Here is a 24,967-nt window from a genome sequence, read left to right on the forward strand (position 1 = left end):
CTCCTTACAGCACTTCTGGGGCGAGCGAGACGATCTTCATGAACTTCTCAGTACGAAGTTCACGGGTCACTGGCCCAAAGATACGGGTGCCGATCGGCTCTTGCTTGTTGTTCAGAAGAACAGCAGCGTTGCCATCAAAGCGGATAATGGAGCCATCTGCACGACGTACGCCGTGACGAGTGCGGACTACAACAGCAGTCATCACTTGGCCTTTTTTCACTTTACCGCGAGGAATTGCTTCCTTGACGGTAACTTTGATGATGTCACCGATACCAGCGTAACGACGATGGGAGCCACCCAGCACCTTGATGCACATAACACGGCGAGCGCCGCTGTTATCGGCCACATCGAGCATGGATTGAGTCTGAATCATATAATTTCTCCGACCCCTAGTCCTTAGACTTCCACAGCGCGTTCGAGAACATCAACCAATGCCCAAGACTTGGTCTTGGCCAGCGGACGAGTTTCACGAATAGTGACTTTGTCGCCGATGTGGCACTGGTTGGTTTCGTCGTGCGCGTGCAGCTTAGTCGAACGCTTAACATATTTACCGTAGATCGGGTGCTTAACGCGACGCTCGATCAAAACGGTGATGGTTTTGTCCATCTTGTCGCTGACAACACGGCCAGTCAGCGTACGGACAGTCTTTTCGGCTTCAGCCATGATCACTTACCTGCCTGCTGGTTGAGCACAGTCTTCACGCGAGCGATGTCACGCTTAACTTGCGAGAGCAGATGAGACTGCCCCAACTGGCCAGTTGCTTTCTGCATGCGCAGATTGAACTGGTCGCGCAGCAGGCCGAGCAGTTGCTCGTTCAGCTGCTGTGCGGATTTTTCACGAAGTTCATTCGCTTTCATCACATCACCGTCCGTTTAACAAAGGCGGTGGCGAGCGGCAGCTTTGCAGCAGCCAGGGCAAAAGCCTCACGCGCCAGCTCTTCAGTTACACCCTCGATTTCATACAGGACTTTGCCTGGCTGAATCTGGGCTACCCAGTATTCCACGTTACCCTTACCTTTACCCATCCGAACCTCGAGAGGCTTTTTGGAGATCGGCTTGTCCGGGAATACACGGATCCAGATCTTGCCGCCACGTTTAACGTGACGGGTCAGTGCACGACGCGCTGACTCGATCTGACGAGCGGTGAGACGACCACGAGCTACAGACTTCAGCGCGAACTCGCCGAAGCTGACTTTGCTACCGCGCTGAGCCAGACCACGGTTGTGGCCTGTCATCTGCTTGCGGAACTTCGTACGCTTTGGTTGCAACATTTGGCGTACCCCTTACTTAGCAGCTTTTTTACGAGGCGCTGGTGCTTGTGGTTTCAGTTCTTCTTGGCGACCACCAATTACTTCGCCTTTGAAGATCCAAACCTTTACACCGATCACACCGTAAGTGGTGTGAGCTTCGTAGTTGGCATAGTCGATGTCGGCACGCAGGGTGTGCAGTGGCACACGACCTTCGCGATACCATTCAGTACGTGCGATTTCAGCACCGCCGAGACGACCGCTCACTTGGATTTTGATGCCTTTGGCACCAATGCGCATGGCGTTCTGTACGGCGCGCTTCATAGCGCGACGGAACATTACGCGACGCTCCAGCTGCTGAGCTACGCTCTGCGCAACCAGCATACCGTCGAGCTCCGGCTTGCGGATCTCTTCGATATTGATGTGCACAGGCACACCCATTTGCTTGGTCAGGTCCTGACGCAGTTTCTCAACATCTTCACCTTTCTTCCCGATAACGATACCTGGACGAGCGGTGTGGATGGTGATACGTGCAGTTTGCGCCGGACGATGGATATCGATACGGCTTACGGACGCGCTTTTTAGTTTGTCTTGGAGATACTCACGCACCTTCAGATCAGCGAACAAATAGTCCGCATAAGTCCGACCGTCTGCGTACCAGACGGAGGTGTGCTCCTTGACGATTCCCAGGCGAATGCCAATGGGATGTACTTTCTGACCCATCTCTTCGACTCCGTTACTTGTCAGCAACCTTGACAGTGATATGGCAAGACCGCTTGACGATGCGATCAGCACGGCCTTTGGCACGTGGCATGATGCGCTTCAGCGAACGCCCTTCGTTGACGAAAACGGTGCTGACCTTCAGGTCATCAACGTCTGCGCCTTCGTTATGCTCGGCGTTGGCTACGGCCGACTCCAGCACTTTCTTCATGATCTCGGCGGCTTTCTTACTGCTGAAAGCCAACAGGTTGAGCGCTTCGCCCACCTTCTTCCCGCGGATCTGGTCGGCGACCAAGCGGGCTTTCTGGGCGGAGATTCGAGCGCCCGACAACTTAGCGGCTACTTCCATTTCCTTACCCCTTAACGCTTGGCTTTCTTGTCTGCCACGTGCCCACGATAAGTGCGGGTACCGGCAAACTCGCCTAGTTTGTGGCCGACCATGTCTTCGTTAACGAGAACTGGGACGTGCAGACGACCGTTGTGTACAGCGATGGTCAGACCGACCATTTGTGGCAGGATCATCGAACGACGCGACCAGGTCTTAACTGGTTTGCGATCGTTCTTTTCCGCCGCCACTTCGATCTTCTTCAGTAGGTGAAGATCAATAAAAGGACCTTTTTTCAGAGAACGTGGCACTGTCGTATCCCTCTATTTACTTGCGACGACGGACGATCATTTTGTCGGTACGCTTATTACCACGAGTCTTCGCGCCCTTAGTCGGGAAGCCCCATGGCGATACCGGATGACGACCACCAGAGGTACGACCTTCACCACCACCGTGTGGGTGGTCAACCGGGTTCATGGCAACACCACGAACGGTTGGGCGAACGCCACGCCAGCGTTTGGCACCAGCTTTACCCAGCGAACGCAGGCTGTGCTCGGAGTTCGAGACTTCACCCAGGGTCGCGCGGCATTCAGCCAGCACTTTACGCATCTCACCAGAACGCAGACGCAGGGTCACGTAGACACCTTCACGAGCGATCAGCTGAGCCGAAGCACCAGCGGAACGAGCGATTTGCGCGCCTTTACCTGGCTTCAATTCGATGCCGTGTACGGTGCTACCAACTGGAATGTTACGCAGTTGCAGAGCGTTGCCCGGCTTGATCGGCGCCAGGGCACCTGCGATCAGCTGGTCGCCAGCACTCACGCCTTTAGGCGCGATGATGTAGCGACGCTCGCCATCTGCGTACAGCAGCAGAGCGATGTGAGCAGTACGGTTTGGATCGTATTCGATACGCTCGACAGTGGCAGCGATGCCATCTTTGTCGTTGCGACGGAAGTCGACCAGACGATAATGCTGCTTATGGCCACCACCAATGTGACGAGTGGTAATACGACCATTGTTGTTACGACCACCAGTCTTCGATTTCTTCTCGAGCAGCGGTGCGTGAGGAGCGCCTTTATGCAGCTCCTGGTTGACCACCTTGACCACAAAACGGCGGCCAGGGGAAGTCGGTTTGCATTTAACGATTGCCATGATGCACCCCTTCCTTACTCAGCACTGCTGCTGAAATCGAGATCTTGGCCTGGCTGAAGGGAGATAACTGCCTTCTTCCAGTCATTACGCTTGCCCAGACCGCGAGCAGTGCGCTTGCTCTTACCCAGAACATTCAGGGTAGTAACACGCTCAACTTTCACGCTGAACAGGCTTTCGACGGCCTTCTTGATTTCCAGCTTGGTTGCGTCAGTTGCAACCTTGAAAACGAACTGGCCTTTCTTGTCAGCCAGAACCGTAGCCTTTTCGGAAACGTGCGGGCCAAGCAGAACTTTAAATACGCGTTCCTGGTTCATCCCAGCAGCTCCTCGAATTTCTTCACGGCCGACACGGTGATCAACACCTTGTCGTATGCGATCAGACTAACTGGATCGGAACCTTGCACGTCACGTACATCAACGTGTGGCAGGTTACGAGCAGCCAGGTACAGGTTCTGATCAACGGCTTCAGACACGATCAAAACGTCGGTCAGGCTCATGTTGTTCAGTTTGCCCAGCAGATCTTTGGTTTTTGGACTTTCAACAGCGAAGTCCTGAACCACGACCAGGCGATCAGTACGCACGAGTTCAGCAAGGATGGAGCGCAGTGCTGCGCGATACATCTTCTTGTTGAGCTTCTGAGAGTGATCCTGCGGACGAGCTGCGAAAGTGGTACCGCCGCCGCGCCAGATTGGGCTACGGATAGTACCGGCACGAGCACGGCCAGTACCTTTCTGACGCCAAGGGCGCTTACCGCCACCACGAACGTCGGAACGGGTCTTTTGCTGCTTGCTACCTTGACGGCCGCCGGCCATGTAGGCCACGACTGCTTGGTGAACCAGCGTCTCGTTGAATTCGCCGCCAAATGTCAGTTCGGAAACTTCGATCGCTTGAGCGTCATTTACATTTAATTGCATGTCAGCTTCCCCTTAACCGCGAGCCTTGGCCGCTGGACGTACAACCAGGTTGCCGCCAGTAGCGCCAGGAACAGCACCCTTGACCAACAACAGATTGCGTTCAGCGTCGACGCGCACTACTTCGAGGGACTGCACGGTCACGCGCTCAGCGCCCATATGACCGGACATTTTTTTGCCCTTGAATACACGACCAGGAGTCTGGCACTGGCCAATAGAGCCCGGGACGCGGTGGGAAACGGAGTTACCGTGAGTGTTGTCTTGACCACGGAAATTCCAACGCTTGATCGTACCCTGGAAGCCTTTACCTTTGGACTGACCGGTTACATCAACCAGTTGACCAGCAGCGAAGATTTCAGCGTTGATCAGATCGCCAGCCTGGTAGTCGCCTTCTTCAAGACGGAACTCCATGACAGTACGACCAGCTGCAACGTTTGCTTTAGCGAAGTGACCTGCTTGAGCAGCAGTCACACGCGAAGCGCGACGCTCGCCGACAGTGACTTGCACTGCACGATAGCCATCGGTTTCTTCAGTTTTGAACTGGGTGACGCGATTCGGCTCGATCTCAATGACCGTAACCGGAATGGAGACACCTTCTTCGGTGAAAATACGGGTCATACCGCATTTACGACCGACTACACCAATAGTCATGTTGTAAACCTCATGAGTGTACGGGGCTTTCACCCGCTATGGCCGCCCATTTCAGAGCGTTACACGACTAAGACCCAAGTCTTAGCCGAGGCTGATCTGTACTTCCACACCGGCCGCCAGATCGAGCTTCATAAGAGCATCAACGGTTTTATCCGTTGGCTGGACGATGTCCAGTACGCGCTTATGAGTACGGATCTCGTACTGGTCACGCGCGTCTTTGTTGACGTGCGGGGAGACCAGAACGGTGAACCGCTCTTTACGGGTAGGCAGTGGAATTGGACCACGCACTTGAGCACCAGTACGTTTCGCGGTTTCCACGATTTCCTGGGTGGATTGGTCGATCAGGCGATGGTCAAAAGCCTTCAACCTGATACGGATTTGCTGATTTTGCATTGGATTTCAGACTCCGGCTGCTATTCCCAGCGAGCGCAATACGCCCGTTAAAAGGAGGCGCAATTCTATAGACGCCCTAGATAGGTGTCAACCCAATAAAAAAGCCCCCGCTGAGCGGGGGCTTTTCAAAGCATCGAAGCTATCTCAGAAGAGACGCTTACTCGATGATTTTAGCTACAACACCAGCACCAACGGTACGGCCGCCTTCACGGATAGCGAAGCGCAGACCGTCTTCCATTGCGATGGTCTTGATCAGGGTAACTTCCATTTGGATGTTATCGCCTGGCATTACCATTTCAACGCCTTCTGGCAGCTGGCAGTTACCAGTCACGTCAGTAGTACGGAAGTAGAACTGTGGACGGTAGCCTTTGAAGAACGGAGTGTGACGACCGCCTTCTTCCTTGCTCAGAACGTAAACTTCTGCGGTGAACTTGGTGTGCGGCTTAACCGAACCTGGCTTAACCAGAACCTGGCCACGCTCAACGTCGTCACGCTTGGTACCACGCAGCAGAACGCCGCAGTTCTCGCCAGCACGACCTTCGTCGAGCAGCTTGCGGAACATTTCAACACCAGTGCAGACAGTGTTGGTAGTGTCACGCAGACCAACGATTTCCAGAGCATCTTGAACGCGAACGATACCGCGCTCGATACGACCAGTCACAACAGTACCACGACCGGAGATCGAGAATACGTCTTCGATTGGCATCAGGAACGGCTTGTCGGTCAGACGAACTGGTTCTGGGATGTAGCTGTCCAGGGTTTCAACCAGTTTACGAACGGCAGTGGTGCCCATTTCGTTATCGTCTTTGCCTTCCAGCGCCATACGAGCAGAACCGATGATGATCGGAGTGTCGTCGCCTGGGAAGTCGTAAGTGCTCAGCAGATCGCGCACTTCCATCTCAACCAGTTCCAGCAGCTCAGCGTCGTCTACCAGGTCAGCCTTGTTCAGGAAAACCACGATGTACGGAACGCCTACCTGACGGGACAGCAGGATGTGCTCACGGGTTTGTGGCATCGGACCATCAGCGGCCGAGCAAACCAGGATCGCGCCGTCCATCTGGGCAGCACCAGTGATCATGTTCTTCACATAGTCAGCGTGACCTGGGCAGTCAACGTGAGCGTAGTGACGGATCTTCGAGTTGTACTCGACGTGCGCGGTGTTGATGGTGATACCACGAGCTTTTTCTTCTGGAGCGCTGTCGATTTTATCGAAATCAACGACTGCAGAACCGAAAACCTCGGAGCAGACGCGAGTCAGAGCTGCGGTCAGAGTGGTTTTACCGTGGTCAACGTGACCGATAGTGCCAACGTTGACGTGCGGTAGGGAACGATCAAATTTTTCTTTAGCCACGACAATTAACTCCTTGCCTAAAGGACTGAATCAGCCTTGTTTTTTGGATACAGTTTCAGCGATGTGCGCCGGAGCTGTGTTGTATTTTTTGAATTCCATAGAGTAGCTTGCGCGACCCTGGGACATGGAACGAACGTCGGTCGCATAACCGAACATCTCACCCAACGGAACCTCGGCGCGAATCACTTTGCCGGAAACCGTGTCTTCCATACCCAAGATCATGCCGCGACGACGGTTGAGGTCGCCCATGACATCACCCATATAGTCTTCAGGTGTAACAACTTCTACCGCCATGATTGGCTCAAGCAACTCACCACCGCCCTTCTGGGCCAGTTGCTTGGTTGCCATGGAAGCAGCCACCTTAAACGCCATCTCGTTGGAGTCGACGTCGTGGTAAGAACCGTCAAAAACGGTTGCTTTCAGGCCGATCAGCGGATAGCCGGCAACAACACCGTTCTTCATCTGCTCTTCGATACCCTTCTGGATAGCAGGGATGTATTCCTTAGGAACAACACCACCCACTACTTCGTTCACGAATTGCAGACCTTCCTGACCTTCGTCAGCAGGAGCAAAACGGATCCAGCAGTGACCGAACTGACCACGACCGCCGGACTGACGAACGAACTTGCCTTCGATTTCACAGTTTTTCGTGATGCGCTCACGATAGGAAACCTGAGGCTTACCGATGTTGGCTTCGACGTTGAACTCACGGCGCATCCGGTCAACCAGGATGTCCAGGTGCAACTCGCCCATGCCAGAGATGATCGTTTGACCAGTCTCTTCATCAGTTTTGACGCGGAAAGATGGATCTTCCTGAGCAAGCTTGCCCAGAGCGATACCCATTTTTTCCTGGTCATCCTTGGTCTTAGGCTCTACGGCAACCGAAATAACCGGCTCCGGGAAGTCCATGCGAACCAGGATGATTGGCTTGGCAGCGTCGCACAAAGTCTCACCAGTGGTGACGTCCTTCATGCCGATCAAGGCCGCGATGTCACCAGCGCGCACTTCCTTGATCTCTTCACGGGCGTTTGCGTGCATTTGCACCATACGACCCACACGCTCTTTCTTGCCTTTGACCGAGTTGATCACGCCGTCGCCGGAGGCCAACACGCCCGAGTAAACGCGGACGAAGGTCAGAGTACCCACGAATGGGTCGGTAGCGATCTTGAACGCCAGAGCCGAGAACGGCTCGCTGTCGTCAGCATGACGCTCCATCTCTTCTTCCTCGTTATCAGGGTTGGTACCCTTGATAGCAGGAATGTCGGTAGGAGCAGGCAGGTAGTCGATCACGGCGTCGAGAACCAGGGGAACACCCTTGTTCTTGAAGGAAGAACCGCAAACAGCCAAGACGATCTCACCAGCGATAGTACGCTGACGCAGAGCAGCCTTGATTTCCACGTTGGTGAGTTCTTCACCTTCGAGGTACTTGTTCATCAGCTCTTCGCTGGCTTCGGCGGCAGCCTCAACCATGTTGTTGCGCCACTCGTCAGCCAGTTCCTGCAATTCTGCAGGGATAGGCTTGCGAACAGGAACCATACCTTTGTCAGCGTCATTCCAATAGACCGCTTCCATGTTGATCAGATCGATCTGACCCTGGAAGTTGTCTTCGGAACCGATAGCCAATTGGATTGGCACCGGAGTATGACCCAGACGCTGCTTGATCTGACCGATCACGCGCAGGAAGTTGGCACCAGCACGGTCCATCTTGTTTACATAAACAAGACGTGGAACGCCGTATTTGTTGGCTTGACGCCATACGGTTTCCGACTGAGGCTCGACACCCGAGGTACCGCAGAACACAACGACAGCGCCGTCGAGTACGCGCAGGGAACGCTCAACTTCAATAGTGAAGTCTACGTGGCCTGGGGTATCGATAACGTTGAAGCGATGCTCATCTTTGTACTGCTTCTCGGAACCTTTCCAGAAGGCGGTAATAGCAGCAGAAGTAATGGTAATACCACGCTCCTGCTCCTGAACCATCCAGTCTGTGGTCGCGGCGCCATCATGCACCTCGCCCATTTTGTGACTTTTGCCGGTGTAAAACAGTACGCGCTCGGTGGTGGTGGTTTTACCAGCATCCACGTGAGCAACGATACCGATGTTACGGTAGCGGCTAATCGGAGTAGTACGAGCCATAAAGCCCTCGCAAAATTAGTGAAGCTAAGATTAGAAGCGGTAGTGCGAGAAAGCTTTGTTAGCTTCAGCCATACGGTGCACGTCTTCACGCTTCTTAACAGCAGCACCTTTACCTTCAGCAGCGTCCAACAGTTCGCCGGCCAAACGCAGAGCCATAGACTTCTCGCCGCGCTTACGGGCGAAGTCTACCAACCAGCGCATTGCCAGAGCGTTACGACGGGACGGACGAACTTCAACCGGAACCTGGTAAGTAGCACCGCCTACACGGCGCGACTTCACTTCGACCAGCGGAGCGATGGCGTCGAGAGCTTTCTCGAAGATTTCCAGGGGGTCGCTGTTCTTGCGTTCTTTAACCTTTTCCAGCGCGCCATAAACGATACGTTCGGCAACGGCTTTCTTGCCGCTTTCCATCACGTGGTTCATGAACTTGGCCAGAATTTGGCTTCCGTATTTTGGATCGTCAAGCACTTCGCGCTTGGCTGCTACGCGTCTTCTTGGCATGGATAAGCCCTCAAACGGTCTTCAGGTTCGCTCGGAATCGGTGCCCTTTCGGGACGCCTCCGACCTTACTCTTATCGACTCAGAAAATAAGATGATTCAGTTTTACAAAAAGCCGCTACTACTTAGGCTTCTTGGTACCGTACTTCGAACGACCCTGGTTACGACCTTTAACGCCGGAAGTATCCAAGGAGCCGCGTACGGTGTGATAACGAACACCTGGCAAGTCTTTTACACGACCGCCGCGGATCAGTACCACGCTGTGCTCTTGCAGGTTGTGGCCTTCACCGCCGATGTACGAGGAAACCTCGAAACCGTTGGTCAGGCGCACACGGCATACTTTACGCAGTGCCGAGTTAGGTTTTTTCGGCGTGGTGGTATACACACGGGTGCATACGCCACGACGTTGCGGGCAGTTCTGCAGCGCAGGCACGTCGGATTTCTCGACGATACGCTTACGCGGCTGACGTACCAGCTGGTTGATAGTTGCCATCTACTAGCTCCACTGTTGTCTTGCGACGCTATTGTCTTGCAAGAAAAGCAAAATGGCAGGAACGAATTCCCGCCAAATTTAGGGGTACAAGAGTCTAAAGAGGATCTTGCCCCCAGTCAAGGCAAGGCCCCGACCTCCCCTCCCGTCGAACCCGGGCAAAACTGCCTTGATCCGACGAATGGGGCTGCCAGGGCCCAGACTTATTTACCGCAGAACTCAGTTACCGCTTGAGTTCAGTGCTTCGGTCAGTGCAGCTTCCACTTCACTGGCGCTGACGCGCAACGGCTTGTCAGCATCACGGCGACGCTTACGCTCGCTGTGGTAAGCCAAACCGGTACCAGCCGGGATCAGACGACCCACGACCACGTTCTCTTTCAGGCCGCGCAGGTAATCGCGCTTGCCGGTTACCGCTGCTTCGGTCAGTACGCGAGTGGTCTCCTGGAAGGAGGCCGCCGAGATGAACGACTCAGTGGACAACGACGCCTTGGTGATACCCAGCAGTACGCGAGTGAACTTGGAAACGAATTTCTCGTCGCCAGCCAGACGCTCGTTTTCCACCAGCACGTGAGTCAGTTCCATCTGGTCGCCCTTGATGAAACTGGAATCGCCGGATTCAGCGATCTCAACTTTACGCAGCATCTGACGCAGGATGGTCTCGATGTGCTTATCGTTGATCTTCACGCCTTGCAGGCGGTAAACGTCCTGGATCTCGTTGACGATGTACTTGGCCAGCGCACTCACACCCAGCAGACGCAGGATGTCGTGTGGATCGCTCGGGCCGTCGGAGATCACTTCGCCGCGGTTTACCTGTTCGCCTTCGAACACGTTCAGGTGACGCCACTTTGGAATCAGCTCTTCGTACGGATCGGTACCGTCGTTCGGGGTAATAACCAGACGGCGCTTGCCCTTGGTTTCTTTACCGAACGCGATGGTGCCGCTGACTTCAGCCAGAATCGACGCTTCTTTCGGACGACGAGCTTCGAACAAGTCGGCAACACGCGGCAAACCACCGGTGATGTCACGGGTCTTCGAAGTTTCTTGCGGGATACGCGCGATAACATCACCGATCGCGATCTTCGCACCGTCCGCTACACCGACCAGGGCGTTGGCTGGCAGGAAGTACTGAGCGATTACGTCAGTGCCTGGCAGCAACAGATCCTTGCCGTTGTCATCGACCATCTTCACGGCAGGACGGATGTCTTTACCGGCAGCTGGACGATCTTTCGCGTCGAGTACTTCAATGTTGGTCATACCGGTCAATTCGTCAGTCTGACGCTTGATCGTAATACCTTCTTCCATGCCCACGTAGGTCACGGTACCTTTCATTTCGGTAACGATTGGGTGAGTGTGCGGATCCCACTTGGCCACGATTGCGCCAGCGTCGACCTTGTCACCCTCTTTAACCGAAATCACAGCACCGTACGGCAGCTTGTAGCGCTCACGCTCACGACCGTAGTCATCAGCGATTGCCAGCTCACCGGAACGGGACACAGCAACCAGGTGACCGTCCACTCGCTCAACGTGCTTCAGGTTGTGCAGGCGGACAGTACCGCCATTCTTCACCTGAACGCTGTCGGCTGCGGAGGTCCGGCTTGCCGCACCACCAATGTGGAACGTACGCATGGTCAGCTGGGTACCCGGCTCACCGATGGACTGGGCGGCAATAACGCCGACCGCTTCACCGATGTTCACCTGGTGGCCACGAGCCAAGTCACGGCCGTAGCACTTGGCGCAAATGCCGTAGCGGGTTTCGCAGCTGATCGGCGAGCGAACGATCACTTCGTCGATGCTGTTGAGTTCGATGAACTCGACCCACTTCTCATCAACCAAAGTGCCGGCAGGAACAATAACTTCCTCGGTACCTGGCTTGAATACGTCACGGGCAATAACACGACCCAATACGCGCTCACCCAGTGGCTCTACAACGTCACCGCCTTCAATGTGCGGAGTCATCAGCAGGCCGTGCTCGGTGCCGCAGTCGATCTCGGTGACAACCAGATCTTGCGCAACGTCTACCAGACGACGCGTCAGGTAACCGGAGTTAGCCGTTTTCAACGCGGTATCCGCCAGACCTTTCCGGGCACCGTGAGTGGAGATGAAGTACTGGAGTACGCTCAAACCTTCACGGAAGTTCGCTGTAATCGGCGTTTCGATGATGGAGCCGTCCGGCTTGGCCATCAGGCCACGCATACCGGCGAGCTGACGGATCTGCGCAGCAGAACCCCGTGCGCCCGAGTCGGCCATCATGTACATCGAGTTGAAGGACTCCTGGTCAACTTCGACACCGTGACGGTCGATAACTTTCTCTTTCGAGAGGTTGGCCATCATCGCCTTGGACACTTCGTCGTTGGCCTTGGACCAAAGGTCGATCACTTTGTTGTACTTCTCGCCCTGTGTTACCAGGCCCGAGGCGTACTGGCTTTCGATCTCTTTCACTTCATCAGTAGCAGCACTGATGATGCGGGCTTTTTCATCAGGGATAACGAAGTCGTTAACACCGATGGAAACGCCGGAAATGGTCGAATAGGCAAAACCGGTGTACATCAACTGGTCAGCGAAGATCACGGTCTCTTTCAGACCAACCACGCGATAGCATTGGTTGATCAGCTTGGAGATCGCCTTTTTCTTCATCGGCAGGTTGACGACGTCGTACGACAGGCCTTTTGGCACAACCTGGTACAACAGCGCACGGCCAACGGTGGTGTCGACAATACGGGTGCCGCTCACGCTGCCGCCATCACGGTCGTTGACAGTTTCGTTGATACGCACTTTGACCTTGGCGTGCAGTGCGGCTTCGCCGGCACGGAACACACGGTCAACTTCCTGCAGGTCAGCGAATACACGACCTTCGCCTTTGGCGTTGATCGCCTCACGGGTCATGTAGTACAGACCCAATACAACGTCCTGCGACGGAACGATGATTGGCTCACCGTTGGCTGGCGACAGAATGTTGTTGGTCGACATCATCAACGCACGCGCTTCCAACTGGGCTTCCAGTGTCAGCGGTACGTGCACGGCCATTTGGTCGCCGTCGAAGTCGGCGTTGTACGCAGCACAGACCAGAGGGTGCAGCTGGATGGCCTTACCTTCGATCAGTACCGGTTCAAACGCCTGGATACCCAGACGGTGAAGGGTCGGTGCACGGTTGAGGAGAACCGGGTGTTCGCGAATCACTTCAGCGAGAACGTCCCAAACCTCTGGCAGCTCGCGCTCGACCATTTTCTTGGCCGCTTTGATGGTGGTCGCGAGACCGCGCATTTCCAGCTTGCCGAAGATGAATGGCTTGAACAGCTCAAGTGCCATCTTCTTAGGCAGACCGCACTGGTGCAGACGCAGGGTCGGGCCTACGGTAATTACCGAACGACCAGAGTAGTCAACACGCTTACCGAGCAAGTTCTGACGGAAACGACCTTGCTTACCCTTGATCATGTCAGCCAAGGATTTCAGAGGACGCTTGTTGGAACCGGTGATAGCGCGGCCACGACGACCGTTGTCGAGCAGGGCATCGACAGCTTCCTGCAACATACGCTTTTCGTTGCGCACGATGATGTCCGGAGCGGACAGATCGAGCAGGCGCTTCAAGCGGTTGTTACGGTTGATCACACGGCGGTACAGGTCGTTGAGGTCGGAAGTCGCGAAACGACCACCATCCAACGGCACCAGCGGACGCAGATCTGGCGGCAGAACCGGCAGAACGGTCAGCACCATCCACTCTGGCAGGTTGCCGGAACCCTGGAAGGCTTCCATCAACTTCAGACGCTTGGACAGTTTCTTGATCTTGGTTTCGGAGTTGGTTTGCGGAATTTCTTCGCGCAGACGACCAATCTCGTGTTCCAGGTCGATAGCGTGCAGCAGTTCGCGGACAGCTTCGGCACCCATGCGGGCGTCGAAATCATCACCGAACTCTTCCAGCGCTTCGAAGTACTGCTCGTCGTTCAGCAACTGGCCTTTTTCAAGGGTAGTCATGCCTGGATCGATAACGACATAGCTCTCGAAGTAGAGAACGCGTTCGATATCACGCAGGGTCATGTCCATCAGCAAGCCGATACGGGACGGCAGCGATTTCAGGAACCAGATGTGGGCAACCGGCGAAGCCAGCTCGATGTGCGCCATGCGCTCACGACGAACCTTGGCCAGTGCAACTTCAACGCCACACTTCTCGCAGATCACACCACGGTGCTTCAAGCGCTTGTACTTACCGCACAGGCACTCGTAATCCTTTACCGGGCCAAAGATCTTGGCGCAGAACAGGCCGTCACGCTCAGGTTTGAACGTACGGTAGTTGATGGTTTCCGGCTTTTTAACTTCACCGAACGACCACGAACGGATCATCTCAGGCGATGCCAATCCAATACGGATGGCGTCGAACTCTTCGACTTGACCCTGGTTTTTCAGCAAATTCAGTAGGTCTTTCAAGGCCTTTCCTCCTGGCGGAGCAGAGAGCGGGCTAAACAGCCCCGCTCTCGATTCGCGTCACGTGTTATTCGGTTTCCAGATCGATATCGATGCCGAGGGAACGAATTTCTTTGATCAACACGTTGAAGGACTCGGGCATGCCCGGCTCCATACGGTGATCGCCATCCACGATGTTTTTGTACATCTTGGTACGACCGTTCACATCGTCCGACTTCACTGTGAGCATTTCTTGCAGAGTGTAAGCGGCACCGTATGCTTCCAGTGCCCAGACCTCCATCTCCCCGAAACGCTGACCACCGAACTGAGCCTTACCACCCAGCGGCTGCTGGGTAACCAGGCTGTACGAACCGGTAGAACGAGCGTGCATCTTGTCGTCTACCAAGTGGTTCAGCTTCAGCATGTACATGTAGCCAACAGTAACCGGGCGCTCGAACTTGTTGCCGGTACGGCCGTCGAACAGCTGCATCTGGCCGCTTTCTGGCAGGTCTGCCAGTTTCAGCATGGCCTTGATTTCGCTTTCCTTGGCACCGTCGAACACCGGGGTCGCCATTGGAACGCCACCGCGCAGGTTCTTCGCCAGATCCAGGATTTCCTGGTCGGAGAAGGTATCCAGCTCTTCCTTACGACCGCCGATCTCGTTGTAGATCTCGTGCAGGAACTTACGCAGGTCAGCAACCTTGCGCTGCTCTTCGATCATACGATTGATCTTCTCGCCCAGACCTTTAGCCGCTAGGCCAAGGTGGGTTTCAAGGATCTGACCAACGTTCATACGCGAAGGTACGCCCAATGGGTTGAGGACGACGTCGACCGGGGTGCCATTGGCATCGTGCGGCATGTCTTCAACCGGCATGATCACAGAGACCACACCTTTGTTACCGTGACGACCGGCCATCTTGTCGCCCGGCTGGATGCGGCGACGGATTGCCAGGTAAACCTTGACGATTTTCAGCACGCCTGGAGCCAGGTCATCGCCCTGCTGCAGTTTGCGCTTCTTGTCTTCGAACTTGTCGTCCAGCAGACGGCGACGATCAACGATATAGGCCTGGGCCTTCTCGAGCTGCTCGTTAAGAGCATCTTCAGCCATGCGCAGTTTGAACCACTGGCCGTGCTCAAGACCGTCGAGGATTTCGTCGGTGATGTCCTGACCTTTCTTCAGACCTGCGCCGCCTTCAGCCTTGTGGCCTACCAGGGCGGAACGCAGACGTTCGAAGGTCGCGCCTTCAACGATACGGAACTCTTCGTTGAGGTCCTTGCGGATCTCGTCGAGCTGGGTCTTCTCGATGGACAGTGCACGAGCATCACGCTCGACGCCGTCACGGGTGAAGACCTGTACGTCGATGACAGTACCCTTGGTACCGGTAGGTACACGCAGGGAGGTGTCTTTAACGTCGCTGGCTTTTTCACCGAAGATGGCACGCAGCAGCTTCTCCTCCGGAGTCAGTTGGGTCTCGCCTTTCGGAGTGACCTTACCAACCAGGATGTCGCCCGCACCCACTTCAGCACCTACGTAAACGATACCGGCTTCGTCCAGCTTGTTCAGTGCAGCTTCACCCACGTTCGGGATGTCTGCAGTGATTTCCTCTGGCCCAAGCTTGGTGTCACGCGCCACACAGGTCAGTTCCTGAATGTGGATCGTGGTAAAGCGATCTTCTTGAACCACACGCTCGGACAGGCAGATGGAGTCTTCGAAGTTGAAGCCGTTCCATGCCATGAACGCGATGCGCATGTTCTGACCCAGAGCCAGCTCACCCATATCGGTGGACGGACCGTCAGCCATGATGTCGCTACGCTGAACGCGATCACCCTTGCGCACCAGCGGACGCTGGTTGATGCAAGTGTTCTGGTTCGAGCGGGTGTATTTGGTCAGGTTGTAGATGTCGACACCGGCTTCACCGGTTTCAACTTCGTCATCAGCAACACGAACCACGATACGGCTGGCATCAACGGAGTCGATCACGCCGCCACGACGAGCCACGACGCAAACGCCGGAGTCACGGGCTACGTTACGCTCCATGCCGGTACCTACCAGCGGCTTGTCGGCACGCAGGGTCGGTACAGCTTGACGCTGCATGTTGGAACCCATCAACGCACGGTTGGCGTCATCGTGTTCCAGGAACGGGATCAGCGACGCGGCGACCGAAACTACCTGCTTCGGCGATACGTCCATCAAGGTGACGTCTTCCGGCGCCTTGACGGTGAACTCGTTCAGGTGACGAACAGCTACCAGCTCGTCGATCAGGACCTTCTTGTCGTTCATCGTGGCCGAAGCCTGAGCGATCACGTGATCAGCTTCTTCGATGGCGGACAGGAACACGATCTCGTCGGTGACCAGGGCGTCTTTCACCACACGGTACGGGCTCTCAAGGAAGCCGTACTGGTTGGTGCGCGCATAGGCGGCCAGGGAGTTGATCAGACCGATGTTCGGGCCTTCCGGCGTTTCGATTGGGCATACACGACCGTAGTGAGTCGGGTGTACGTCACGCACTTCAAAGCCTGCACGCTCACGGGTCAGACCGCCCGGGCCCAGCGCGGAAACACGGCGCTTGTGGGTGATCTCGGAAAGCGGGTTGTTCTGGTCCATGAACTGCGAGAGCTGGCTGGAACCGAAGAACTCTTTCACCGCCGCAGCCACTGGCTTGGCGTTGATCAGGTCTTGCGGCATCAGGCCTTCGCTTTCAGCCATCGACAGACGCTCTTTGACCGCACGCTCAACACGCACCAGGCCAACGCGGAACTGGTTCTCGGCCATTTCGCCTACGCAGCGAACACGACGGTTACCCAGGTGGTCGATGTCATCGACGATGCCTTTGCCGTTACGGATGTCGACCAGAGTCTTGAGGACCGCAACGATGTCTTCCTTGCACAGCACGCCCGAACCTTCGATCTCGGTGCGACCGATACGACGGTTGAACTTCATCCGGCCGACCGCGGACAGGTCGTAGCGCTCAGGGCTGAAGAACAGGTTGTTGAACAGGGTTTCTGCAGCGTCTTTGGTCGGTGGCTCGCCAGGACGCATCATGCGATAGATTTCTACCAGCGCTTCCAATTGGTTGCTGGTGGAGTCGATCTTCAGGGTGTCGGAGACGAACGGACCGCAGTCGATATCGTTGGTGTACAGGGTCTCGATGCGAACAACCTGCGCCTTGGCGATTTTGGCCAGGATCTCGGTGTTCAGCTCGGTGTTGCACTCAGCCAGGATTTCGCCTGTAGCCGGGTGAACGATGACCTTCGCGGTAGTACGGCCCAGGACATAGTCCAGGGGAACTTCCAGCTCTTTGATACCCGCTTTTTCGATCTGGTTGATGTGGCGCGCAGTGATACGACGGCCAGCCTCAACGATGACCTTGCCCTTTTCATCCTGAATGTCCAGGACCGCAATTTCACCACGCAGACGCGAAGCGATCAGCTCCAGCTTGAGGGTTTCATCCTTCAGGCTGAATACGTTGGTGGTGTAGAACGCATCCAGGACTTGCTCAGTGGTGTAGCCGAGCGCGCGCAGCAGTACCGAGGCCGGCAGCTTGCGACGACGGTCGATACGCACGAACACGCAGTCTTTCGGATCGAACTCGAAGTCCAACCACGAACCGCGGTACGGAATGATCCGCGCGGAGTACAGGAGCTTGCCGGAGCTGTGCGTCTTGCCGCGGTCGTGGTCGAAGAACACGCCCGGGGAACGGTGCAGCTGGGAAACGATAACGCGCTCGGTACCGTTGATAACGAAGGTACCGTTCTCAGTCATCAATGGGATTTCGCCCATGTAGACTTCTTGCTCTTTGATGTCCTTGATCGCTTTGTTCGACGACTCTTTGTCGAAAATGATCAGACGGACTTTTACCCGCAAAGGTACGGCGTACGTAACACCGCGCAACACGCATTCTTTGACATCAAATGCCGGTTCGCCCAGGCGATAACCGACGTACTCCAGCGCAGCATTGCCGGAGTAGCTGATGATCGGGAAAACGGATTTGAAGGCCGCATGCAGGCCCACGTCGCGGAACTGATCTTTGGTCGCTCCCGCCTGCAAGAATTCACGATACGAATCCAGCTGGATAGCCAGAAGGTACGGGACATCCATGACGTCCGGCAACTTGCTAAAGTCCTTGCGGATACGTTTTTTCTCAGTATATGAGTAAGCCATCAGCGTTCCCCAGCTTGGTCACCTGCTTGTTTGGCCCTCCCGACGGGAGCAGCCAGAAAATCTTGCAAACCCCATGGTTTGCACCACCGCATCGGGTGGCTACAGCGCGTTAATGGCGGCGACCGAGTCGACAGCCAAGAACGGAAAAAGGCCGGTGGCAAGAGCCACCAGCCATCAGCCTTCAGCTTAACGCTTGGGCTGGAGACGCAAGGTCGATGCTTACTTCAGCTCGACTTTAGCGCCTGCTTCTTCCAGAGTAGCTTTGGCTTTGTCAGCTGCTTCTTTGGCAACAGCTTCCAGAACCATGGCAGGAGCGCCGTCAACTACAGCCTTGGCTTCTTTCAGGCCCAGACCGGTCAGTTCACGTACTGCCTTGATCACGTTTACTTTCTTCTCGCCAGCTTCGGTCAGCATGACGTTGAATTCGGTTTGCTCTTCAACAACGGCAGCAGCAGCAGCTGGGCCAGCGGAAGCAGCGGCAGCGGAAACGCCGAATTTTTCTTCGAAAGCTTTGATCAGCTCAACAACCTGCAGAACCGACATTTCAGCTACGGCGTTGAGGATATCGTCTTGGGAGATAGACATTGCTGTATTTCCTGAATTGGGGGACGGCCTACGCGGCCATCGAAATAAACAAAAATACGCGAGAAAAGTTGCTCAGCCTTAGGCTGCGGCAGCTTCTTTTTGCTCGCGAACTGCAGCCAGAGTACGAGCCAGCTTGCTGGTAGCGCCTTGAATCACGCTCATCAGCTGCGAAATGGCTTCGTTGCGGGTCGGCAGTGTTGCCAGTACGTCGATTTGGTTAGCTGCGAGGAACTTGCCCTCGAACGCAGCTGCCTTGATCTCGAACTTATCCTGACTCTTAGCGAACTCTTTGAACAAACGGGCAGCAGCGCCTGGATGATCCTTGGAGAAAGCAATCAGAGTCGGGCCGGTGAACACGTCATTGAGGACACTGTATTCAGTGTCAGCAACAGCGCGCTTGAGCAGGGTGTTACGTACAACACGTACGTATACGCCAGCTTCACGAGCCTCTTTACGGAGTCCGGTCATAGCGCCTACTGTCACACCACGGGCATCAGCCACGACAGCGGACAGAGCAGCTTTGGCAGCCTCGTTGACTTCAGCGACGATGGCCTTCTTGTCTTCGAGATTAATTGCCACGGGTTTAACTCCTGCTTGTTACCGTTTCATCTGGCCGGAGCCGGATGTCGTTTTGGTGTCTGATTCGGTAAGGAACCGGGAGCACCATCTGCGTAGGCTTGTTGGTTTAAGACTTGCGTCGCCTACGGTCTTGGATAGCCCCCGCCAGGCAGGGACCCCAATCTTTCAATTGGCGCAATCGCTTACGCCAATTTGTGTCTTATACGTCCAGCGAGCCTTGGTCGATGACCAGACCTGGGCCCATGGTGGTGCTCAGGGTAACGCGCTTGACGTAGATACCTTTCGAGGAAGCTGGCTTGATACGCTTCAGATCGGCGATCAGGGCTTCAACGTTTTCCTTCAGCTTGACGGCGTCGAAGCCGACTTTGCCAACGGAGGTGTGAATGATGCCGTTTTTGTCGGTACGATAACGAACCTGACCAGCCTTGGCGTTTTTAACCGCGGTAGCTACGTCTGGCGTTACGGTGCCAACCTTAGGGTTAGGCATCAGGCCACGCGGGCCCAGGATCTGACCCAACTGGCCTACAACACGCATTGCGTCCGGGGAAGCAATAACTACGTCGTAGTTCAGGTCGCCGCCTTTCATTTCGGCAGCCAGGTCGTCCATACCAACGCGGTCAGCGCCGGCGGCCAGAGCAGCTTCAGCTGCCGGGCCTTGAGTGAAGACAGCTACACGAACAGTCTTACCAGTACCGTGTGGCAGCACAGTAGCGCTACGAACGACCTGGTCAGATTTACGTGGGTCAACACCCAGGTTTACAGCAACGTCAACGGACTCGCTGAACTTGACGGTCGACAGCTCGGTCAGCAGAGCAGCAGCGTCTACAAAATTGTAGGACTTGCCCGCTTCGATTTTGCCGGCGATAGCCTTTTGGCGCTTGGTCAGCTTAGCCATTACACACCCTCCACGTTAAGGCCCATGCTACGAGCAGAACCGGCGATGGTACGCACGGCTGCATCCATATCAGCTGCAGTCAGATCCGCGTTTTTGGTTTTCGCGATTTCTTCCAGCTGAGCACGAGTTACGGTGCCAACCTTAACGGTGTTAGGACGAGCGGAACCGCTAGTCAGACCAGCAGCCTTCTTCAGCAGAACCGAAGCCGGGGTCGACTTGGTTTCGAAAGTGAAGCTACGGTCGCTGTATACAGTGATGATCACTGGAGTCGGCAGACCTGGCTCAAGACCCTGAGTACGGGCGTTGAAAGCCTTGCAGAATTCCATGATGTTCACGCCATGCTGACCCAGAGCTGGACCAACAGGTGGGCTTGGGTTGGCCTGAGCGGCCTTCACTTGCAGCTTGATGTAAGCGGTAATCTTCTTGGCCATGAGGCACTCCAATTACGGGTTCAAGCGCCTCGAAAGGCTCCCCGGTTACTTGCGCGTTTATCCCAGTGACGACAAAACCCCACAGCCTAAGGCTGCGGGGTTGGGATGCTTACTCAGCTAGACCTTCTCGACCTGGCTGAATTCCAACTCTACCGGAGTAGAGCGACCGAAAATGAGCACCGCGACCTGGATCCGGCTCTTTTCGTAGTTAACCTCTTCGACAGTCCCGTTGAAATCAGCAAACGGACCATCTGTGACACGAACAACCTCACCCGGCTCGAACAACGTCTTCGGCTTGGGCTTGTCGCTACCGTCGGCGACGCGACGCAGAATTGCTTCTGCCTCTTTGTCAGTGATCGGAGCAGGCTTATCAGCAGTACCGCCGATGAAGCCCATAACACGAGGAGTGTCCTTGACCAAGTGCCAAGTACCTTCATTCATGTCCATCTGTACCAGCACGTAGCCAGGAAAGAACTTGCGCTCACTCTTGCGCTTCTGACCATTCCGCATTTCAACCACTTCTTCAGTGGGAACCAGAATTTCGCCGAAGCCATCTTCCATGCCTGCCAGCTTTACGCGCTCCAGCAAAGAGCGCATAACATGCTTCTCGTAACCCGAGTAAGCATGCACAACGTACCAACGCTTAGCCACGGGACACCCTTAGCCAACAATCAAGGAAACAAGCCAGCCGAGCAGGGAATCAAGCCCCCACAACAGCAACGCCATAACCAGAACAACAGCCACAACAATCAACGTGGTCTGCGTGGTTTCTTGGCGAGTTGGCCAAACGACTTTACGAATCTCGGTGCGAGCTTCCTTTACCAGGACCGCGAAAGACTTGCCTTTGGCAGTCTGCAGGCCTACAAAGGCAGCTACAGCAGCAAGGGCGAGCAAAACGAGAACGCGGTACAGGATCGGCGAAGCAGAATAGTACTGGTTGCCAACAACGCCCACGACCACCAAAGCGACTACTGCAAGCCACTTGACGAGATCGAAACGAGAGCTTTGAGCTTCAGCCTTAGGAGTCATCTATGAAGATCCTGTGAAAAGAAAGCCAGACACACCACGTGAATCTGGCAGGTCAGGAGGGAATCGAACCCCCAACCTACGGTTTTGGAGACCGTCGCTCTGCCAATTGAGCTACTGACCTAAAACAAAATCAGGCCGACCATTATGCAGACCCGAAAAAGACTTTACAACAACCAACCCCCAAAGACTTGAAATCACTCAACAACAAGCGATCTGAACACCATCAAGCCGAGCCAGCCGTTAAAACAAAGGCAGATATTTTCATATCTGCCTTGTTATATGGAGCTCTTGAGCGGATTTGAACCGCTGACCTCACCCTTACCAAGGGTGTGCTCTACCAACTGAGCTACAAGAGCGAAACACCGTGCACAACCTGCAAACTTGGAGCGGGTAGCGGGAATCGAACCCGCATCATCAGCTTGGAAGGCTGAGGTTCTACCACTAAACTATACCCGCGGAGCTTGCAGCTCACGCTAAAATGGTGGAGGGGGAAGGATTCGAACCTTCGAAGTCGTAGACGTCAGATTTACAGTCTGATCCCTTTGGCCGCTCGGGAACCCCTCCTAAGCGAGCCGGCATTCTACATCACGCCGGCCTTCTGTCAAGCATTTTCTCATTAAAAATATGAGGTTAGCTGCATTGACCTTCGCTTCGCACCTTAGACCTTAAAGGTCTTCACTGCGAAGCGGGCGCCATTCTATGCAAACTATTCGAGAGTTGCAATGCCTTCGCACAGCATTATTTTATGTTTTAACTCATTGAATTCCTTAGCAAGGTTTTCAAAGGGCAGGTCGTCAGCCAGGCGTCGGCTTTCCGGGGCAACTCGAAGCCAGTAACCTTGCGCATCAGGAGCACTCAGCAGCTGTACCTTAACCTTTATATCCAGGCTAGTGAGGCGCTGCTCGAGGAATTGCGCCTGTCGCTGGTCGGCAAAGCCACCAATGTATAAGCAAGTATTTTGCGCATCAGATGCCTTAGCCCGATCCTTGCGCACCACAGCGTCGGAAGACTCGCTCAGCAGGCGAATATCCTGCTGCGTATTCCGATAGAGGCTCAGAGGGGTCACGTCTTTAGCACGCAACGGCGCCTCTTGCTGATGCCATATGTAGTAGAAGGCGTTCAGGATCAATAAAAGCAAAAACAGCCAACGCATAAACACCTCAAGATAAAGGGCACGCCATTGCCAGACCTACGAAAATCAAATCAGGAACGAGTCGAGCCTGAGGCACGGCATCCCTCACCAAATCAGCATCGCCACCCGTCAGGAATACAGTGAAGTTATCACCCCAATAACTTCGGGCCAGCTCAAGCTGGGTCAGCACAAACCCTCTGAGCATCAACGTACAGCCACGCTCTACAGCCTCTACGGTCGTATGCCCTGGCGATAGGCACTCCAAGGCTCTTTCAGCAGCTGCATCGTCGTAACGTATCTTGCGCGTATGCGTGCGCAGCTGATTACGCATGAGGGGCATACCAGGACAGATGAAGCCACCTAAATGCTCTCCATCGCCAGCAACAAAATCTGCAGTAGCAGCCGTGCCGAAATCAAGCACCAGACATGCGCCCGACGCCAATTTGAAGCCGCCCAGCATTGCTAACCAGCGATCAAGACCAAGACGCTCGAAATCTTCGTAACCGTTGCGCACCCCAGCCATTTCTCGCGCAGAAACAGCGCAGGAAACCGCAACGCCAAAGGCCTCCACCAATGCATCAACCAGGTTTTTTGTTTCGTCCAGAGCACGAACACTCACCAACCGGCAATGTGTCAGTAACACACCAGGCAGCACTGACAGGCTTTCAATCAATGCAACATCCGAACTAGCGACACCTTCTGCAGATGCCGTCGCCCGATCCAAATCAAGTACGCGCCACTTGATGAAGCTATTCCCACAGTCGAGCTCAAGAATCATCACGCAACCTCAGGCTTAACTCACCACCACTGTATATTTTCTCAACACCACCGACACTTAAACGCAATGCCCCCTGACCGTCGATACCCAGCACTACCCCATCGACACGGTTGGCGCCCGCTATGAGTGACACCGCCTTTCCCTGCCAGGCATGACCTTTTTCCCACTCATCCCGAAGCGATGAAAAACCTTGCGTCCTGTGTCGATCCAAGTAGCTTTGCAACTGCAAGCACAGGCGTGCCACCAGAGAGTTGCGATCAACTGGAGACCCTGTCTCCAATTGCACTGACGTCCATTGCTGATCAACCTCTTCAGCCTTCTGCATATTCACGTTAATACCGATACCGAGGACAACGTGGCAAATATCCGCGGGATCCCCTACGAGCTCCAGCAAAATCCCGGCAATCTTCTTCTGCCCCACCAGGACGTCGTTTGGCCACTTCAGAGCCGCACCCCGCACTCCAGACTCTCGCAGTGCCTGCATGACCGCTAAGCCAACCACGAGGCTCAGGCCTTCCAGCTGTCGCGGACCATTCTCGATACGCAATAAGAGGCTGTAATACACGTTCTGAGCGAATGGACTGACCCACTTTCGACCACGTCGCCCTCTTCCCGCCGTTTGCTGCTCCGCAAGCACCAGGTACGGCGCCGCCCGCTCAACCCCAACAAGGCGCAGAGCCTCGGCATTTGTCGAGTCGATAGAGTTGTAGATATGGATAGGCCACGCCAGGGAAGACGCATGCTGCGCAATCTGCTCGGAACTCAAAAAAACCAGCGGCGAGGCTAACTGATAGCCCCTCCCACGAACCTTGTGGACCGGCAGATTCAATTCGGCCTCAAGATGCTGGAGCTGCTTCCAGACAGCACTGCGACTAACGCCCAGGGCTGCGCCAAGTGCTTCTCCGGAATGGAATCGGCCATCTTTTAGAAGTTCTAACAACGTCAGCATGCAAGTATCGCCTCACAATGAGGCACGCATGATAGCCATGCGCAGGGTCATTGCATAGAAAGGCCGGACTTTAGCACTGAAGACCCTCCCGAGGCGCCTCTTCGCACTTTTCGAGCGCGCAAAACAAAACCCCATCTGCTCTCGCAAATGGGGTTTCGGA

Annotated in this window: 27 protein-coding genes and 4 tRNA genes; all 31 read right to left on the reverse strand. The window is 55.0% G+C overall.

Translation table 11 applies throughout. The features are described 5' to 3' along the window. Positions 1-4 precede the first annotated feature (4 nt). Positions 5-373: a 50S ribosomal protein L14 gene (gene rplN / locus BM416_RS27335; protein ID WP_002555479.1), complete on the reverse strand. Its 369-nt coding sequence runs from the start codon at positions 371-373 to the stop codon at positions 5-7. Positions 374-396: 23 nt separating this feature from the next. Continuing rightward, the gene (gene rpsQ, locus BM416_RS27340) at positions 397-663 is read right to left on the reverse strand and encodes a 30S ribosomal protein S17 (RefSeq protein WP_003176419.1); all 267 of its coding nucleotides are present in this window, start codon (positions 661-663) and stop codon (positions 397-399) included. A 2-nt stretch (positions 664-665) separates the two neighbouring features. Further along, positions 666-857, reverse strand: a complete 192-nt coding sequence (gene rpmC / locus BM416_RS27345) for a 50S ribosomal protein L29 (protein WP_002555481.1) — start codon at positions 855-857, stop codon at positions 666-668. After that, a complete protein-coding gene (rplP, locus tag BM416_RS27350; protein WP_003232424.1) occupies positions 857-1,270 on the reverse strand; it encodes a 50S ribosomal protein L16 in 414 nt (137 codons plus the stop codon). The genes rpmC and rplP overlap by 1 nt, the downstream gene beginning before the upstream one ends. Positions 1,271-1,282: 12 nt before the next feature. After that, entirely contained in the window at positions 1,283-1,969 is a 687-nt protein-coding gene (gene rpsC / locus BM416_RS27355; RefSeq protein ID WP_003176422.1) for a 30S ribosomal protein S3, read from the reverse strand. 13 nt (positions 1,970-1,982) lie between these two features. Further along, positions 1,983-2,315: a 50S ribosomal protein L22 gene (gene rplV, locus BM416_RS27360; RefSeq protein WP_003103908.1), complete on the reverse strand. Its 333-nt coding sequence runs from the start codon at positions 2,313-2,315 to the stop codon at positions 1,983-1,985. A gap of 11 nt (positions 2,316-2,326) precedes the next feature. After that, the gene (gene rpsS / locus BM416_RS27365; protein ID WP_003232420.1) at positions 2,327-2,602 is read right to left on the reverse strand and encodes a 30S ribosomal protein S19; all 276 of its coding nucleotides are present in this window, start codon (positions 2,600-2,602) and stop codon (positions 2,327-2,329) included. A 16-nt stretch (positions 2,603-2,618) separates the two neighbouring features. After that, on the reverse strand, positions 2,619-3,443 hold the full coding sequence (rplB, locus tag BM416_RS27370) for a 50S ribosomal protein L2 (protein WP_003210080.1): 825 nt from the start codon (positions 3,441-3,443) through the stop codon (positions 2,619-2,621). 14 nt (positions 3,444-3,457) lie between these two features. Next, positions 3,458-3,757, reverse strand: a complete 300-nt coding sequence (rplW, locus tag BM416_RS27375; protein ID WP_002555488.1) for a 50S ribosomal protein L23 — start codon at positions 3,755-3,757, stop codon at positions 3,458-3,460. After that, entirely contained in the window at positions 3,754-4,356 is a 603-nt protein-coding gene (gene rplD / locus BM416_RS27380) for a 50S ribosomal protein L4 (protein ID WP_003176424.1), read from the reverse strand. Before rplD ends, rplW begins: the two co-directional genes overlap by 4 nt. A gap of 12 nt (positions 4,357-4,368) precedes the next feature. Further along, positions 4,369-5,004 carry a 50S ribosomal protein L3 gene (gene rplC, locus BM416_RS27385; RefSeq protein WP_007253310.1) on the reverse strand — a complete coding sequence of 212 codons (636 nt, stop codon included), beginning with the start codon at positions 5,002-5,004 and terminating at the stop codon, positions 4,369-4,371. A gap of 81 nt (positions 5,005-5,085) precedes the next feature. After that, on the reverse strand, positions 5,086-5,397 hold the full coding sequence (gene rpsJ, locus BM416_RS27390; RefSeq protein WP_003186070.1) for a 30S ribosomal protein S10: 312 nt from the start codon (positions 5,395-5,397) through the stop codon (positions 5,086-5,088). A gap of 157 nt (positions 5,398-5,554) precedes the next feature. Then, a complete protein-coding gene (gene tuf, locus BM416_RS27395) occupies positions 5,555-6,748 on the reverse strand; it encodes an elongation factor Tu (RefSeq protein ID WP_027605166.1) in 1,194 nt (397 codons plus the stop codon). A 30-nt stretch (positions 6,749-6,778) separates the two neighbouring features. Continuing rightward, the gene (gene fusA, locus BM416_RS27400) at positions 6,779-8,884 is read right to left on the reverse strand and encodes an elongation factor G (protein ID WP_003210087.1); all 2,106 of its coding nucleotides are present in this window, start codon (positions 8,882-8,884) and stop codon (positions 6,779-6,781) included. 30 nt (positions 8,885-8,914) lie between these two features. Then, complete coding sequence (gene rpsG / locus BM416_RS27405; protein WP_002555493.1) at positions 8,915-9,385, reverse strand: 30S ribosomal protein S7; 471 nt, start codon at positions 9,383-9,385, stop codon at positions 8,915-8,917. A 118-nt stretch (positions 9,386-9,503) separates the two neighbouring features. Then, positions 9,504-9,875 (reverse strand): 30S ribosomal protein S12, encoded by a 372-nt coding sequence (rpsL, locus tag BM416_RS27410; protein ID WP_002555494.1) that lies wholly within the window; start codon positions 9,873-9,875, stop codon positions 9,504-9,506. 216 nt (positions 9,876-10,091) lie between these two features. Beyond that, on the reverse strand, positions 10,092-14,291 hold the full coding sequence (rpoC, locus tag BM416_RS27415; protein WP_092490075.1) for a DNA-directed RNA polymerase subunit beta': 4,200 nt from the start codon (positions 14,289-14,291) through the stop codon (positions 10,092-10,094). A gap of 64 nt (positions 14,292-14,355) precedes the next feature. Further along, positions 14,356-18,429, reverse strand: a complete 4,074-nt coding sequence (gene rpoB, locus BM416_RS27420) for a DNA-directed RNA polymerase subunit beta (protein ID WP_027605164.1) — start codon at positions 18,427-18,429, stop codon at positions 14,356-14,358. A gap of 219 nt (positions 18,430-18,648) precedes the next feature. Beyond that, positions 18,649-19,014 carry a 50S ribosomal protein L7/L12 gene (rplL, locus tag BM416_RS27425; RefSeq protein ID WP_027605163.1) on the reverse strand — a complete coding sequence of 122 codons (366 nt, stop codon included), beginning with the start codon at positions 19,012-19,014 and terminating at the stop codon, positions 18,649-18,651. Between the two features lie 78 nt (positions 19,015-19,092). Then, positions 19,093-19,593 (reverse strand): 50S ribosomal protein L10, encoded by a 501-nt coding sequence (rplJ, locus tag BM416_RS27430; RefSeq protein ID WP_003176433.1) that lies wholly within the window; start codon positions 19,591-19,593, stop codon positions 19,093-19,095. A 199-nt stretch (positions 19,594-19,792) separates the two neighbouring features. Beyond that, positions 19,793-20,488, reverse strand: coding sequence for a 50S ribosomal protein L1 (gene rplA / locus BM416_RS27435; RefSeq protein ID WP_003176434.1), 696 nt, complete (start codon positions 20,486-20,488; stop codon positions 19,793-19,795). Further along, a complete protein-coding gene (rplK, locus tag BM416_RS27440; protein WP_003176435.1) occupies positions 20,488-20,919 on the reverse strand; it encodes a 50S ribosomal protein L11 in 432 nt (143 codons plus the stop codon). The genes rplA and rplK overlap by 1 nt, the downstream gene beginning before the upstream one ends. Positions 20,920-21,036: 117 nt before the next feature. Then, complete coding sequence (gene nusG, locus BM416_RS27445; protein ID WP_003176436.1) at positions 21,037-21,570, reverse strand: transcription termination/antitermination protein NusG; 534 nt, start codon at positions 21,568-21,570, stop codon at positions 21,037-21,039. 9 nt (positions 21,571-21,579) lie between these two features. After that, positions 21,580-21,948, reverse strand: coding sequence for a preprotein translocase subunit SecE (secE, locus tag BM416_RS27450; RefSeq protein ID WP_027605162.1), 369 nt, complete (start codon positions 21,946-21,948; stop codon positions 21,580-21,582). Positions 21,949-21,993: 45 nt separating this feature from the next. Beyond that, positions 21,994-22,069: transfer RNA gene (locus BM416_RS27455), tRNA-Trp, on the reverse strand. 159 nt (positions 22,070-22,228) lie between these two features. After that, positions 22,229-22,304 (reverse strand) — tRNA-Thr (locus BM416_RS27460). 26 nt (positions 22,305-22,330) lie between these two features. Further along, positions 22,331-22,404 (reverse strand) — tRNA-Gly (locus BM416_RS27465). Between the two features lie 23 nt (positions 22,405-22,427). After that, positions 22,428-22,512, reverse strand: a tRNA-Tyr gene (locus tag BM416_RS27470). 142 nt (positions 22,513-22,654) lie between these two features. After that, complete coding sequence (locus BM416_RS27475; RefSeq protein WP_027605161.1) at positions 22,655-23,101, reverse strand: hypothetical protein; 447 nt, start codon at positions 23,099-23,101, stop codon at positions 22,655-22,657. Positions 23,102-23,108: 7 nt separating this feature from the next. Further along, on the reverse strand, positions 23,109-23,858 hold the full coding sequence (locus BM416_RS27480) for a pantothenate kinase (protein ID WP_092490076.1): 750 nt from the start codon (positions 23,856-23,858) through the stop codon (positions 23,109-23,111). After that, positions 23,848-24,807, reverse strand: coding sequence for a bifunctional biotin--[acetyl-CoA-carboxylase] ligase/biotin operon repressor BirA (birA, locus tag BM416_RS27485; protein ID WP_092490077.1), 960 nt, complete (start codon positions 24,805-24,807; stop codon positions 23,848-23,850). The genes BM416_RS27480 and birA overlap by 11 nt, the downstream gene beginning before the upstream one ends. Positions 24,808-24,967: the final 160 nt, after the last annotated feature.

This window comes from Pseudomonas sp. NFACC42-2, from assembly GCF_900116055.1.
GTDB lineage: Bacteria > Pseudomonadota > Gammaproteobacteria > Pseudomonadales > Pseudomonadaceae > Aquipseudomonas > Aquipseudomonas marginalis.

Bases quoted from the DNA above. Each gene is read 5' to 3' on its own strand.
- rpsL (WP_002555494.1), bottom strand. From the start codon at position 9,875: ATGGCAACTATCAACCAGCTGGTACGTCAGCCGCGTAAGCGTATCGTC.
- rplC (WP_007253310.1), bottom strand. From the start codon at position 5,004: ATGACTATTGGTGTAGTCGGTCGTAAATGCGGTATGACCCGTATTTTC.
- secE (WP_027605162.1), bottom strand. From the start codon at position 21,948: ATGACTCCTAAGGCTGAAGCTCAAAGCTCTCGTTTCGATCTCGTCAAG.
- rpsQ (WP_003176419.1), bottom strand. From the start codon at position 663: ATGGCTGAAGCCGAAAAGACTGTCCGTACGCTGACTGGCCGTGTTGTC.
- rpsG (WP_002555493.1), bottom strand. From the start codon at position 9,385: ATGCCAAGAAGACGCGTAGCAGCCAAGCGCGAAGTGCTTGACGATCCA.
- BM416_RS27480 (WP_092490076.1), bottom strand. From the start codon at position 23,858: ATGATTCTTGAGCTCGACTGTGGGAATAGCTTCATCAAGTGGCGCGTA.
- BM416_RS27475 (WP_027605161.1), bottom strand. From the start codon at position 23,101: ATGCGTTGGCTGTTTTTGCTTTTATTGATCCTGAACGCCTTCTACTAC.
- rplV (WP_003103908.1), bottom strand. From the start codon at position 2,315: ATGGAAGTAGCCGCTAAGTTGTCGGGCGCTCGAATCTCCGCCCAGAAA.
- rpoB (WP_027605164.1), bottom strand. From the start codon at position 18,429: ATGGCTTACTCATATACTGAGAAAAAACGTATCCGCAAGGACTTTAGC.
- rplA (WP_003176434.1), bottom strand. From the start codon at position 20,488: ATGGCTAAGCTGACCAAGCGCCAAAAGGCTATCGCCGGCAAAATCGAA.
- rplP (WP_003232424.1), bottom strand. From the start codon at position 1,270: ATGTTGCAACCAAAGCGTACGAAGTTCCGCAAGCAGATGACAGGCCAC.
- fusA (WP_003210087.1), bottom strand. From the start codon at position 8,884: ATGGCTCGTACTACTCCGATTAGCCGCTACCGTAACATCGGTATCGTT.
- rpmC (WP_002555481.1), bottom strand. From the start codon at position 857: ATGAAAGCGAATGAACTTCGTGAAAAATCCGCACAGCAGCTGAACGAG.
- rplL (WP_027605163.1), bottom strand. From the start codon at position 19,014: ATGTCTATCTCCCAAGACGATATCCTCAACGCCGTAGCTGAAATGTCG.
- rpsJ (WP_003186070.1), bottom strand. From the start codon at position 5,397: ATGCAAAATCAGCAAATCCGTATCAGGTTGAAGGCTTTTGACCATCGC.
- rplD (WP_003176424.1), bottom strand. From the start codon at position 4,356: ATGCAATTAAATGTAAATGACGCTCAAGCGATCGAAGTTTCCGAACTG.
- rplK (WP_003176435.1), bottom strand. From the start codon at position 20,919: ATGGCCAAGAAGATTACCGCTTACATCAAGCTGCAAGTGAAGGCCGCT.
- birA (WP_092490077.1), bottom strand. From the start codon at position 24,807: ATGCTGACGTTGTTAGAACTTCTAAAAGATGGCCGATTCCATTCCGGA.
- rplB (WP_003210080.1), bottom strand. From the start codon at position 3,443: ATGGCAATCGTTAAATGCAAACCGACTTCCCCTGGCCGCCGTTTTGTG.
- rpsC (WP_003176422.1), bottom strand. From the start codon at position 1,969: ATGGGTCAGAAAGTACATCCCATTGGCATTCGCCTGGGAATCGTCAAG.
- rplW (WP_002555488.1), bottom strand. From the start codon at position 3,757: ATGAACCAGGAACGCGTATTTAAAGTTCTGCTTGGCCCGCACGTTTCC.
- rplN (WP_002555479.1), bottom strand. From the start codon at position 373: ATGATTCAGACTCAATCCATGCTCGATGTGGCCGATAACAGCGGCGCT.